This window comes from Neorhizobium sp. BETTINA12A, assembly GCF_023006485.1.
Classification (GTDB): Bacteria; Pseudomonadota; Alphaproteobacteria; order Rhizobiales; family Rhizobiaceae; genus Neorhizobium.
Map to the genome: position 1 here is coordinate 1 of NZ_JALBGW010000139.1, position 12,381 is coordinate 12,381.

General features: G+C 59.8%; 18 protein-coding genes and 1 pseudogene. 4 read left to right on the top strand and 15 right to left on the bottom strand.

The genetic code is table 11. From position 1 onward, the window contains the following. Positions 1-499 (top strand): annotated as a pseudogene (locus MOV61_RS23410) (UPF0104 family protein); the annotation flags it as partial. On the opposite strand, the gene MOV61_RS23415 reads toward MOV61_RS23410, so the two are convergent. From MOV61_RS23415 to MOV61_RS23470, 12 genes are all read right to left on the bottom strand, one after another. Then, positions 500-889: a PIN domain nuclease gene (locus tag MOV61_RS23415; protein ID WP_247138296.1), complete on the bottom strand. Its 390-nt coding sequence runs from the start codon at positions 887-889 to the stop codon at positions 500-502. It lies immediately after the preceding pseudogene. Then, the gene (locus MOV61_RS23420; RefSeq protein WP_247138297.1) at positions 886-1,116 is read right to left on the bottom strand and encodes a type II toxin-antitoxin system VapB family antitoxin; all 231 of its coding nucleotides are present in this window, start codon (positions 1,114-1,116) and stop codon (positions 886-888) included. The genes MOV61_RS23415 and MOV61_RS23420 overlap by 4 nt, the downstream gene beginning before the upstream one ends. A gap of 59 nt (positions 1,117-1,175) precedes the next feature. Further along, complete coding sequence (amn, locus tag MOV61_RS23425) at positions 1,176-2,678, bottom strand: AMP nucleosidase (protein ID WP_247138298.1); 1,503 nt, start codon at positions 2,676-2,678, stop codon at positions 1,176-1,178. A 72-nt stretch (positions 2,679-2,750) separates the two neighbouring features. Beyond that, a complete protein-coding gene (locus MOV61_RS23430) occupies positions 2,751-2,921 on the bottom strand; it encodes a hypothetical protein (protein WP_247138299.1) in 171 nt (56 codons plus the stop codon). Between the two features lie 324 nt (positions 2,922-3,245). After that, positions 3,246-3,542 (bottom strand): hypothetical protein, encoded by a 297-nt coding sequence (locus MOV61_RS23435; protein ID WP_247138300.1) that lies wholly within the window; start codon positions 3,540-3,542, stop codon positions 3,246-3,248. 453 nt (positions 3,543-3,995) lie between these two features. Next, a complete protein-coding gene (locus tag MOV61_RS23440) occupies positions 3,996-4,256 on the bottom strand; it encodes a hypothetical protein (RefSeq protein WP_046600236.1) in 261 nt (86 codons plus the stop codon). Between the two features lie 85 nt (positions 4,257-4,341). Then, a complete protein-coding gene (locus tag MOV61_RS23445) occupies positions 4,342-4,632 on the bottom strand; it encodes a hypothetical protein (protein ID WP_247138301.1) in 291 nt (96 codons plus the stop codon). A gap of 84 nt (positions 4,633-4,716) precedes the next feature. Further along, positions 4,717-4,983 (bottom strand): hypothetical protein, encoded by a 267-nt coding sequence (locus MOV61_RS23450; protein ID WP_247138302.1) that lies wholly within the window; start codon positions 4,981-4,983, stop codon positions 4,717-4,719. Between the two features lie 86 nt (positions 4,984-5,069). Then, a complete protein-coding gene (locus tag MOV61_RS23455; protein WP_247036779.1) occupies positions 5,070-5,285 on the bottom strand; it encodes a hypothetical protein in 216 nt (71 codons plus the stop codon). An 87-nt stretch (positions 5,286-5,372) separates the two neighbouring features. Next, on the bottom strand, positions 5,373-5,588 hold the full coding sequence (locus MOV61_RS23460) for a hypothetical protein (protein ID WP_247036777.1): 216 nt from the start codon (positions 5,586-5,588) through the stop codon (positions 5,373-5,375). Positions 5,589-5,676: 88 nt separating this feature from the next. Then, a complete protein-coding gene (locus MOV61_RS23465; protein WP_038541431.1) occupies positions 5,677-5,901 on the bottom strand; it encodes a hypothetical protein in 225 nt (74 codons plus the stop codon). Positions 5,902-6,473: 572 nt separating this feature from the next. Further along, the gene (locus MOV61_RS23470) at positions 6,474-6,812 is read right to left on the bottom strand and encodes a DUF2147 domain-containing protein (RefSeq protein WP_038541434.1); all 339 of its coding nucleotides are present in this window, start codon (positions 6,810-6,812) and stop codon (positions 6,474-6,476) included. Between the two features lie 523 nt (positions 6,813-7,335). On the opposite strand from MOV61_RS23470, the gene MOV61_RS23475 reads away from it, so the two are divergent. Beyond that, positions 7,336-7,602, top strand: coding sequence for a sel1 repeat family protein (locus MOV61_RS23475; protein ID WP_007758903.1), 267 nt, complete (start codon positions 7,336-7,338; stop codon positions 7,600-7,602). Between the two features lie 190 nt (positions 7,603-7,792). On the opposite strand, the gene MOV61_RS23480 is transcribed toward MOV61_RS23475, so the two are convergent. From MOV61_RS23480 to MOV61_RS23490, 3 genes are all read right to left on the bottom strand, one after another. Beyond that, positions 7,793-8,902 carry a pyridoxal phosphate-dependent aminotransferase gene (locus tag MOV61_RS23480; protein ID WP_247138303.1) on the bottom strand — a complete coding sequence of 370 codons (1,110 nt, stop codon included), beginning with the start codon at positions 8,900-8,902 and terminating at the stop codon, positions 7,793-7,795. Positions 8,903-8,948: 46 nt separating this feature from the next. Next, positions 8,949-9,842: a LysR family transcriptional regulator gene (locus MOV61_RS23485; RefSeq protein ID WP_247138304.1), complete on the bottom strand. Its 894-nt coding sequence runs from the start codon at positions 9,840-9,842 to the stop codon at positions 8,949-8,951. A gap of 344 nt (positions 9,843-10,186) precedes the next feature. Beyond that, on the bottom strand, positions 10,187-10,540 hold the full coding sequence (locus MOV61_RS23490) for a hypothetical protein (RefSeq protein WP_247138305.1): 354 nt from the start codon (positions 10,538-10,540) through the stop codon (positions 10,187-10,189). Positions 10,541-10,820: 280 nt separating this feature from the next. Between MOV61_RS23490 and MOV61_RS23495 the strand changes: the two genes are divergently transcribed. Beyond that, entirely contained in the window at positions 10,821-12,050 is a 1,230-nt protein-coding gene (locus MOV61_RS23495; protein WP_247138306.1) for an NAD(P)/FAD-dependent oxidoreductase, read from the top strand. A gap of 11 nt (positions 12,051-12,061) precedes the next feature. Continuing rightward, on the top strand, positions 12,062-12,381 hold a 320-nt coding region (locus MOV61_RS23500; RefSeq protein WP_247138307.1), incomplete at its 3' end, for an HpcH/HpaI aldolase/citrate lyase family protein.

A 12,381-nucleotide genomic window follows, 5' to 3' on the forward strand; every position in this document is an offset into this window, starting at 1 on the left:
CTGGGCCTGGGCGCTGTGGCTCGCCTTCCTCATCCTGCCGGCCATCGCCTTCGCGCTGCGCGGCCAGGCCTTCCGCATGGCGGCCAAGGTTCTGCCGGACAAGGCGAAAAAACTGCTCGACGAAGTCGAAGCCGGCCTGCCGCTCGATGCGAAAGCCTTCGCCCGGGCCTGGGGCGCGACGCTGATCAACTGGTTCACCAAGATCGCCGTGCTCGCCTGGGTTCTCGGCCTGCTCGGTGGACTGTCCGTGGCCGCAAGCTTCGGCGGCGGCCTCGGCGGCGAACTCTCTTCGGTGCTTCCCGTCCACGCCCCCGCCGGCGTCGGCACTTATCCCGCCGGCATCACCGCCGGCGCCATCGCCTTCGGCGCCGGCACGGCAGGGCTGCCCCTGGCGGAACTCGGCCAGGCGGCGGTCAACACGCATCTTCTGGTGATCGTTTCGTCGCTGGTCGGGACGGCGCTTTCGCTGCTGGTGGCGCGGCCGACAAAGGTCGAGTGATCAGGCGATCTGCAGTCCGAGATGCTCCACCATCGGCAGGTAATCCTTGTCCCTATGCAACAGGTGGTGGCCGCGTTCGATGCAATAGGTGCCGATAATCATATCTATCGTCTTCCGCACGGTGACGCCTCTATCCCGAAGAAGCCGATAATTGGCCGCCGCCTTTACTGCGAGTGGGGGCGATAGCATTTGCGCGGCGGGAAAGTCGCGGAAGTTTTGTTCGATCCAACGGGCTTGATGGTAATCGCGAGCGCCCTGGAGCACTTCGAGCATGATGATATCGCCGACAAGAACAGTACCCTGGGCTATGAAGGAGCGCAGTCTACCCGCGACATCGACATCGTCTTTTCGGAATAACGAAATCCAGACTGAGCTGTCGGCGACGATCATTCGCGGCCCTCTAAGCCCCAATCGGCAAAGCGCAAGGAGTCTTTCCGCATTTCATCGAGATCGCCATCCCAGCCGATGCCTTCGAGATTGTCGACCGCGCGCATCTGCCTGCGGATACGAACGAGATCCTTCAACGCCTGCTCCACCGTCGCCTTCTTCGTCGGCAGGCCGGTCAACTCCATTGCTTCGGCGATCAGTTCATCGTCGAGTTCGATATTGGTGCGCATAGCCACCTCGTGTGTATGAACTTAGAAAATCATACACCAAGGCGGCTGGCCTTACAACATCACTGAAACGCCGTCTCATAAAAGCTTCTCAGCTTGCGCGAATGCAGCGTCTCGGTCGGCATCGCCGCAAGCTTTTGAACGGCGCGGATGCCGATCTGTAGGTGCTGGCTGACTTGCGTGCGGTAGAAGGCGGTCGCCATGCCGGGCAGTTTCAGTTCGCCGTGCAGCGGCCGATCCGAGACGCAGAGCAGTGTCCCATAGGGCACGCGGAAGCGGAAGCCGTTGGCCGCGATCGTCGCCGATTCCATGTCCAGTGCGATGGCGCGCGACTGGGAGAGCCGCTTCACCGGTCCGCGCTGGTCGCGCAGTTCCCAATTGCGGTTGTCGATCGTCGCGACCGTACCGGTGCGCATGATCCGCTTGAGCTCGAAGCCCTGGTAGCCGGTGACTTCCTCGACGGCGCTTTCCAGCGCCTGCTGCACTTCGGCGAGTGCCGGGATCGGGATCCACACCGGCAGGTCGTCGTCGAGCACGTGGTCTTCGCGCACATAGGCATGCGCCAGCACGTAATCGCCGAGGCGCTGGCTGTTGCGCAGGCCGGCGCAGTGGCCGACCATCAGCCAGGCATGCGGGCGCAGCACGGCGATATGGTCGGTGATCGTCTTGGCGTTCGAAGGGCCGACGCCGATATTGACGAGGGTTATGCCCGCATGACCCTTCTTCTTCAGGTGATAGGCGGGCATCTGCGGCATGCGCACGACCGCGTCGGTTTCCGGCTTGTCGCTGCCGGCAAGCGTGACGATGTTGCCGGGCTCCACGAAGGCCGTGTAGCCGTCGCCGCCCTTTGCCATCATCTCCCGGGCCCAAGCCGCGAATTCATCGATGTAGAACTGGTAGTTGGTGAACAGCACGAAGTTTTGGAAATGATCGGCGCTGGTCGCCGTATAATGGCTGAGCCGGGCGAGCGAATAGTCGATGCGCTGGGCGGTGAACGGCGCAAGCGGCGCCGGCTCGCCGGGCACCTGGTCGTATTCCCCATTGGCGATCAGGTCGTCGGTATTGTTGAGATCCGGCGTGTCGAAGAGATCGCGCAGCGAGATGTCGGCGAGCGAACTGGTCGCCGACGCTTCCACATGCGCACCTTCGCCGAAAGCGAAATGCAGCGGGATCGGCGTGGTCGATTCGGAAATCGTCACTGGAACGCTGTGGTTGCGCATCAGCAGGCCGAGCTGTTCCTTGAGGTAATGCCGGAACAGTTTTGGCCGGGTGATGGTCGTCGTATAGACGCCGGGGGACGACACATGGCCGTAGGAGAGCCGCGAATCCGCATGTCCGAACGAGGTCGTCTCGATGCTGACCTGCGGGTAGCAGGCGCGGTAGCGGCCGGTCACGGCGGCGCCGTCGGCAAGCGCTCCGAACGCCTCGATCAGGAACCGCGTGTTGCGCTCGTAGAGCTCGGTCAGGGCATCGACCGCCTCGACCGGATTGTCGAAGGCGCGCGGCTCGACCGGGCTCGGGCTGATGAATGAAAGCGGGGATAGGGAAAAGATTCGTGTGTTCATGCGCTATTATAGTGGGAACTCAATAACAATCAAACGACGTCGGAAGACTCCCGCCGGTTGATCCATGAGTTTTCAAAGCGCGGCGACGCAGTTCGGCGTCGCGGGATGATAGCAGGGCGCGGCCGTGCCGAGATGCACCCGCAGATCGTTGCGCGCCGGGGCCGCGACAAGCGCGGCAAAGGCAAATGCGAAAATGGTCATGATCAGCGTTACGATTGTCAGGCGACGTGCGAGGACGGTCATGGTTCTCTCCCCAAAGCCAATGGCGGCAGAATAAAGGCGCGGGGCTGAATGCGTCCTGAGAGAGGGCTTCATCCTGGGTTCAGAATGGTTAACGCCGGCCGAACAGAACGGACGCTTGAAGAGCCGCACATGACTGCGTCCCTGCCGAAACATGGTCCGGCGCAGGCACGAGGTGATCGGATGTCGCCGTGCATCTTCGAAGCCATGCCGATCGCGAAAAAGCCGACCCCTGGGGGCCGGCTTTAAAATTGGTTCTATCGGTGGAGAGGTCATTCCGTGCGCTGGTTGCGACCTGCGCGAGATGCGGTATCTTGAAGCAACTGCTTAGTTATGCGGACGCAACGTTCCGTCATAGTAGTCGCCTTCGTCCTGTCCACCATCCAAGTCGGCATTGCCGCTGGTGTTGTTGTTGTACATGTAGCCGGTGCCCGGATAGATGCTGCCGGTCGACATGGTATCGACGCCCTGGCCACGATCCTGGCCGCGGTCCTGCTGGATGGTCGGCGGCGATTGCGGCAGGCCGTTTGGGTCAGGATAGACGGCATCCTGTGCCATAGCGGCACCGGTATAACCTGCCGTAATGATAAGAGCGGCAATACCGGAAGTCAGATAGGTTTTCATTGTCCTGTCCTTTCCATCTGTTCTTATGGTGCGAAGCGATAGTCGCATCGCTCCGCCGAAGATAGAAATCCCTGGAAGGACGGATCGTTCCAATGGAAATGGAGCGGACTTGCCACTAGCGGTTTTTTCTCTGAGCGGCGAAAAAGCCTGGAATACCGCGAAAAACGGGCGGTCCGCTGCCAAATGCAGGAATCTCACGAAGAAGAGCATCAACGTGATTGATTCGTGGAAAAGCTTCACTTAATCTTGAATACGGTGGCGGGTTTCAGAGTCCTGCCATCCACGCACCGGAAAGACGATTGCGACCCGTCTTTCCAATCGGTGTCTTGAATGAACTGCGAATACCAGCCGCGCAAGCGGCTGGTATTTCATTTTTCCCGTATATTTTCTGTCTGTCCGATCCCGCACTGGCCGAGGCTCCGTGCGGCTATCGATCGCGAGCGAACTTAAGAATTAGTTCGGGCGATTTGCGCCGCTGTAGTAGTCGCCGCTGTCCAGATCGGAGATACGGTTATCCCGTCCGCCGCCATTGTTGAACGGAAGCTTACCGTCCTGGCGATCGATGCTGCCGGTGTTGGTGCGATCGATGGACGTGGAAACGGAAGGCGCAGTCTTCTGAACGCCCTGGTAATAGTCGCCTTCAGCAAGTGCTGCACCGGCGAACGAAACCGAAGCGATCAGGGCTGCGGCGAGTGCGGAGGTCATCTTGGTCATTGTCTTGTGCCTTTCAGAGTTGCCCGCGGCAGCGAGTTTGCGACCCGGCCTGCGGACATATGTTCGGTATCTTGATTAACGGCGGTTAGTTCGGACGAACTGCGCCTTCGTAGTAGTCGCCACGGTTCAGCGTGACCGTGCCGTCGAAGCCCTTGCCGGACTGATCGGCGCCGGTGGCGTGCGAGATCGAGCCGGTATAACCGTAGCTGACGGGATGGTGGCCCTTCGGAGCGGTCTGGTGGGCAGCGGAAGCCTGTTCGCCCGGAGCCGGTTCGACGGCGCCTTCGTAATAGGTGCCGCCGCTGGCAAGAGCGGCCGTGGCGAATGAAGCGGTAGCGATCAGCGTAGCAGCGATCGTCGAAGTGATCTTGGACATGATCCTATTCCTTTTCAGAGTGATCCGCGGCTTTAAAGTTTGCGACCTGGCCTGCGGACGGTTGTTTCGGTGGAATGAATGCGGTTAGTTCGGACGAACCGCGCCTTCATAATAGTCGCCACGGTTCAGGGTGACCGTGCCATCGAACGACTGGTTCGACTGGGCCGAAGCCTTGGTGCGGGCGATAGAACCGGTGTAGCCGAAGCTGTCGACGCGGGCACCGTGAACGGCCTGAGCCTGTTCGGTGGGCTGTGCGCCTTCATAATAGTCGCCTTCATCGGCAAGAGCGGCGGTGGCGAACGAAGCCGAAGCGATCAGGGCTGCGGCAATAGCGGAAGTGATCTTGGTCATGATGATAATCCTTTCAGAGTATTCCGCGGCTCATGAGTTTGCGACCTGGCCTGCGGAAATTGTTTCTGTATCTTGAACGTCTGCGGTTAGTTCGGGCGGTTGGCGCCGTCGAAATAATCGCCGCTGTTGACGTCGGCCTTCTGGGCTTCGGCCTTCTGGCCGATACTGCCGGTCTGGACCTGATCGGTCGTGGCGGAAACCTTGGAAGCGCCTTCGTAATAATCGCCTTCAGCGAGGGCGACGGAGGCGAAGGAAGCCGAAGCGATGAGAGCTGCGGCAATTGCGGAAGTGATCTTGGTCATGATGGTAGTCCCTTCAGAGTGTTCCGCGGCTGATGAGTTTGCGACCTGGCCTGCGGATTGTTGTTTCTGTGTCTTGAACGTCTGCGGTTAGTTCGGGCGGTTTGCGCCGTCGAAATAGTCGCCGCTGTTGACGTCTGCCTTCTGGGCTTCGGCCTTCTGACCGATGCTGCCGGTCTGGACCTGGTCGGTCGTGGCGGAAGCCTTGGAGGCGCCTTCGTAATAATCGCCTTCAGCGAGGGCGACGGAGGCGAAGGAAGCCGAAGCGATGAGGGCTGCGGCGATTGCGGAAGTGATTTTGGTCATTGTGATAGTCCCTTCAGAGTGTTCCGCGGCTCATGAGTTTGCGACCTGGCCTGCGGATTGTTGTTTCGGTGTTTTGAATGAGCTGCGGTTAGTTCGGGCGGTTTGCACCTTCATAATAGTCGCCGCGGCCGATCGGAGCCTGGATCTGGTTGGCAGCCTGTTGATCCTTCGCAATGCTGCCGGTCTGAACATGGTCGACAGTCGCGGAGGCCTTGGAGGCGCCTTCATAATAGTCGCCTTCAGCGAGGGCGACGGAAGCGAAAGAAGCCGAAGCGATAAGGGCTGCGGCGAATGCGGAAGTGATCTTGGTCATTGTCTTTATCCTTGGAGTATGTTCGGTTCGGTCTTGGGTCGAACCAGAGTGAATTTCTGTTTGCGATGCTGATATCGGACCGATCGGTTCGATCCGAAAGCCCCACTTTTGGCGACTGTTGTCAACGAAACGTTGACAGCCAAAATCGGCTTTTAAAAATGCACGTTAAAAGTGCTAAGCAAGCTAATTTTTTTGAGCCTGCCGTAAATAAACCGATTAAGTTACAATTTGGTAAGATAATTATCGACTAATATCAATAGCATAGATAGGTCGGACAGAATTTGCATCGCCTGCGTGTGTGTTTTGGCCGAATAAGGCTTTTTTGGGACTTTTGTGCGGCATAAATTGCGTTCAAGGCCTATTCAAGCTTTTCACAAAACTGTGACATCCAAAAATCCGCCGGACTTGGTGGTCAAATCCGATGCCGTTTCCGTGATCATGCTGCCTTTTGTTGGTGCGGCGCAGCAAAAAAATCAGGCAGTCCTTGACGTCGCGAGACGAAAAATGGCCGCGACCTTTGTCGGCGCGACCATTTCTGCACTTCTTATATAAGGAATATGGGCGGGCCGACCTTAGAGGCGTGTCCAGGTCTGCGATTTGCAAAAGATCGCGAGGACGCACCCCCTCATCTTCAACGAATTGCCGCTGACCGAGCCGGAACCGCTATAGGTCTTGTCGTCCGCCGGGTCGGTGATCTCGCCGCTATATTCGCCGTCCTTGCCGGAGAGCTTGCCGATCTGCTTGCCGGAATGTTTGCCGGTCTTCAGCGTCACGCAATAGGCGGTGTCGCATTTGCCGATCGCTGCGGTCTCGCCGCTGGCGGTTTTCCAATTGCCTTCAATCGGCTCTGCGGCCTGGGCCCCAGCTGCGGCAAGTGTCAGCGCGGCAGCAAGCATCAGTCTGCGCATCATGATTGTTTCCTCCTTTGCTTCCGCCGTCAGACCTTCTCAAGCGATAGACGGCGCGGTTTCCTCCAATTCGCACCCCTTTGCGCGAACCCGGTTTGAAATTTATCTTACCCGTACGTAAAGGTAAATATCGGATTGGCTTGGAAAACGGGGGATTTACAGCCTCGGGGAGGGGCCAGGTTTTCCACAGATCCACGATGCGACCCGGATTCGTAGTTAGCGATCAGTTTAAATCCGTTTCTAAATTTTTCGTAAAAATCTCCGCAAATTCCTTAAAATGCAAGGCATCCCATGTTTAACAAAAAGCCAAGTTTACCAAGCGTTTGTACTTTGTTTTCGTTGAATTAATCATGCTTTTTAGGCGTCTTTTGGAAGGTTGGGCGCATAGTGAAGTCATCAAACGAGCGGGAAAAACCGCCGGCCGGAAGGATCGAAACAGCCGCTTTAAGACGGCGATCCGGACGGAGCCCGAAAGGGCAAAAACAGGGCAGACGACGAACAACAGGCTTTAACAGGGATCAAACCGATGGCACGCTTTGAAATGAACAATTCCGGAATGGCCACCATGGGTGGCGAAACCCGCGCCGACACTTTCTGCGAAATGGGCCTGATGTACGCGACCGGCCGTGGTTGCGACGTCGATCTCGTTTCCGCCCACAAATGGCTCAACATCGCCGCGATCAAGGGCTCCGACCGCGCCGCCGAACTGCGCGCCGACCTGGCCCAGACGATGAGCAAGATGCAGCTGGCCGCAGCCCTTCGCGCCGCTCGCGAATGGATGACCATGCACTGAGCTCCTCGAGGGAGCGCTGTGGTCGAAGAATTTGACCGGCCCCGCAAGAGGGCCGGCGGGAGAACAATCCAAAAGACATCAACCCAAAAGGGGATCGGGAGACAGGGCGGTCGGGTCTGGACGGGGACGACGCCTGAAATTGAGACCGCGACCGGCAGGAACAAGGCCGGCGCGGTCATTTTCTTTTGGCCTATAAGCTCTTCAGCACCTTCGGCAGCGCTTCTTCAAGCAACGCCATGTCCGGCTCCGGTCCCGTGCTCACGCGGATGCAGCGGTTGAGCGGTGCGACACCCGGCATGCGGATGAAAACCCCGTGCTCCATCAGCCCATCGACGATCGAGCGCGCATAGGCGCCGTCGCGGCCGCAGTCGATCGCCACGAAATTGGTGGCAGACGCCAGCGGCTTCAGGCCGTTGGTTTCAGCGATGGCGGCGATCCGTTCCCGCGAGGCCTTGATCTGTCCGATCACCTGGGAGAGGTAGGCCTGGTCCTTGAATGCCGCGAGCGCCGAGGCGACGCCGATCCGGTTCATGCCGAAATGATTGCGGATCTTGTCGAAGGCCTCCGCCGTGCCGGGCGTTGAGATCGCATAACCCACCCGCGAGCCGGCCATGCCGTAGGCCTTCGAGAAGGTTCGAGTGCGGATGATGTTCGGCCGGTCGATCAGGGCGGCGATATCGGGCGTCGCGCCGGCTGGCCCCGTCTCGCAATAGGCCTCGTCGAGAATCATCAGGCAGGTTTCCGGCAGCGCCTTGGCAAACGCGACGATGCTGTCGGCATCCCACCAGCTTCCCATCGGATTGTCGGGATTGGCGAAATAGACGAGTGGCGCGTTTTCGCGGCGAACGGCTTCCATCAGCCCATCGAGATGCTCGCGGTCGTCGACATAAGGCACCGTCACCAGCCGGCCGCCGTGGCCTGCGACATGGAAGTTGAAGGTCGGATAGGCACCGAAGGAGGTGACGACCGGCATGCCCGGCTCGATCACCATCCGGACGATCAGCCCGAGCAGGCTATCAATGCCTTCGCCGACGGCAATATTGTTGACCTGACAGCCCAGATGCGCCGCAAGCGCCTGCTTGAGCTCGAAATTTTCCGGATCCGCATATTTCCAGGTGCTTGCGGCCGCTGCGCCGATCGCCTCGATGACGGAAGGCGCCGGTCCGAAACCGTTTTCATTGGCGCCGATGCGGGCCTTGACCATGAGGCCGCGATTGCGCTCGATGGCTTCGGGGCCGACGAAGGGGACGCTGGCGGGAAGGGCGCTGATCAGCGGTGTGAAGCGCGAGAATGCAGGCATGGATTTCAGTTCCGGTTCTCTAAAACCGGCACACAATAAGATCGATTCATCGGTAAGCAAGTCTGCTTGCTGCCGATTGCGCCCTCTCGCCGATGAATCTTCTCTCGTGGCCTTTGAAAAGCGCTCCAAGGCCTTCGATCACCTGGCGCACCTCCGGCCGGTGCCGGTCGTCGTCATTGGCGACGATCCACATCGTATAGGTGAGTTCTTCGATGATGCCGCCCTCGCGCACCAGGCCAGGGACCTCATCGCCGATGAAGCACGGCAGGACGCCGCGCCCGTTGCCGCCGGCAATCAGCCGCAGCAGCAGTTCCGGCGAATTGGTCCAGGTGCGGATATCGGCCTCGTGATGCTGAAACACCCATTTGTCGGCCGGCGAATGGGAGCTTTCGGTGCCGATCGAAACCCACGGCATGGTCTCGTCTTCGGCAAGGCTATACGCTCTATATATACAGTGTGAGACAGCGACCGATCGGCGGATCGCCACATTGCCGGATTCGGGCCTTCGGCCGACGATCCCGACATCCGCCTCGCGATAGGTGAAATCGAGCCCCTTGTGCAGCGACTTACAGCAGAGCCGGAACCGGTCCTCCTTGCCCCTGATCTCGGACGTATGATCGCTGACGAAACCGGAAAGCCAGGCGTCGGCGCCAATCGAGACGATCGGCAGCGCGAAGGCCTGCGCCTTCCAGTCGGCGATGCTGTCGGCCGTCTTCTGCATGGCACGGACATGTTCGAGCAGCGTCTCGCCGTCGGGCGCCAGCCGATAGCCCTGCTGGCTGCGCACGAAAAGGGTTCGGCCCGTCGTCCGTTCCAGCGCCAGCATCCGCCGGCCGATCGTCGGCGCGCTGAGGCCCGTGCGGGCGGCGGCGCCACTCAAGGCACCTTCGCTCGCCACATGCAGGAACAGTTTGAGATCATCCCAGCCCGCATCCGTCATGTGAGACACCTTATTGTTTCACCGGTGATCGTCCTATCGTTCATGGATGAAAAATGGCGTTCGCCGGCGCGTCTACAAGCCGTGCCGTAAACCACTAGCTCGATGGCATCACATCATAGATGGAGTGACTGCCATGTTTCTCAACCGGGTGAGGTTTTGGAAACAACTGAACAAGGAGAAGAATGGACGCTGCCGGACCGGACGGCGGGATCCGCTCGCCGATCCTCTAGAGGGCGCCGAATGGTGCGGGCTGTTATGGGCGGTGCCGCTTTTGTCGCGGCTGACGAACGGCAACCACAAGCGGCGGGAGAGGAACGCCCTCCGGTCGCGAGACTATCAGCCGGTCAGTGGCTGGTCTCGAAGTTCAGCCGGATCACGTGATGCAGAAATTCGGCATCGATCAGCATGTTGAAGCCGACGGTGACCTTCTCTTCCTCGCGGCGGATTACAGTGCAGCCGATGTCGTCATGGATGCCGAGGATCTCGAGGAAGAAGTTGTTGGGCACCGGCAGGTGCGGGCTGACCTCGAGTTCCGCGCCATAAAGCGAGATGCTGCGGATCAGGCAGCGGAAACTCGTCTTGGTGCTGAGATGATGCCCGACGAAGATGATCTTGCCCGGCCGATCGATCGAGAACTTCTCGAAAGCGTGCTCGCGTGAGCCGTCTGTTTTTGGGTCGTGGTCCATGTTCAAGGGCATGACACCCTCCTGTTGCGCTCCTAGGATGTGACTATATTCCTCGTCCGCTGACACATTCTGAAACGGAATGGTAAAATGCGACGGATAGCGGGAATATCGCCAAAAATCCGGCGTTTAAGTGCCTCGGAGGCGGTTTTTCCCTTTCGTGTGGGACAGCTGTGAACTCAAAGCCTGTAATCGGCCATGTCGCGTTGTTGACGGGCCGGTGTCGCGGGGATACCCCTTGCGATCGGATGAGTGGTGCTATCAACGAAACCATGATCGGCGTGGGGAGCGAGACGTGACGGGCAGGTTGGTGATTATTGGCGCGGGCCAGGCGGGTTTCGCACTTGCCGCAAAACTCCGGGCCCTGAAGGATGCGCGGCCGATCACGATCATCGGTTCGGAGAACGTGATTCCTTACCAACGCCCGCCGCTCTCCAAGAAATATCTGCTCGGCGAAATGGAGTTCGAGCGGCTGACCTTCCGGCCTGAAAGCTGGTTTGCCGAAAATGACGTCGAGCTTCTGCTCTCGACCTATGTCGAGGAAATCGACCGCAAGGCAAAGTCCGTTCGTATGCAGGACGGTGCCGTGCTTGAATACGACATTCTGGCGCTCGCCACCGGCTCAACGCCGCGCACGCTGCCGGCAAGTGTCGGCGGCGATCTCGACGGCGTCTTCACCGTGCGCGACAAGCGCGATGCCGACCTGCTCGCAGGCGAGATGAAGCCGGGCCGCCGGCTCCTTATTATAGGCGGCGGTTATATCGGCCTCGAAGCCGCTGCCGTCGCCCGCCATCTCGGCCTCGAAGTGACGCTGATCGAAATGGCCGACCGCATCCTCCAGCGCGTCGCTGCAAAAGAGACCGCCGACGTGATGCGCGCCATTCACGACAGCCACGGCGTGGTCATCCGTGAAAAGACCGGCCTGCATCGGCTGATCGGCGGAGGCGGTCCGGAAGGGAATCACGTGCGCGCCGCCGAGCTTTCCGACGGCAGCACGATCGAGGTCGATTTCGTCATCGTCGGCATCGGCGTCAAACCAAACGACGAACTGGCGCAGGAATGCGGCCTCGAAGTCGGCAACGGCGTAATTGTCGATGAATTTGCCCGCACCTCCGATCCGTCGATTTTCGCCATGGGGGACTGCGCCATGCTGCCCTGGAAGGGCCAGCGCATCCGTCTCGAATCGGTACAGAACGCCGTCGACCAGGCGGAAGCCGCCGCAGCAATCCTTGCGGGCGGCTCCGCGCCCTATGACGCAAAGCCCTGGTTCTGGTCCGACCAGTACGACGTGAAGCTGCAGATCGCCGGCTTCAACCTCGGTTACGACGAGACGCTGGTGCGCAAGGGTGCCCGCGAGGGCAGCCTGTCGATCTGGTATTTCCGCGAGGGGCGGTTCATTGCCGTCGACGCGATCAACGATGCCAAGGCTTATGTGAGCGGCAAGAAGCTGCTCGACGCCGGCATCGAACCGAGCCGCGCCATCCTCGCCGATCCCACCGCCGACCTGAAACAGCTCCTCGCCTGAAGGGAAACGCCATGCCGTCTCCGAAGAATCACTTCAAGGCGGCGTTGAAGGCCCGCCTGCCGCAGATCGGCCTCTGGCTGAACATGGGCGAGGCGCTGACCGCCGAGATCGCCGGCCATGCCGGTTTCGACTGGCTGGTGATCGACGGCGAACACGGGCCGAACGACCTGCGCAGCATTCTGGCGCAATTACAGGCGCTTGCCACCTCGCCCTCGGAAGTGGTCGTGCGGCCGCCGATCGGCGAGACCTGGGTCATCAAGCAGATGCTCGACATCGGCGCCCGTACGCTTTTGGTGCCGATGGTCGATTCGGCGGAGCAGGCGAGGGAACT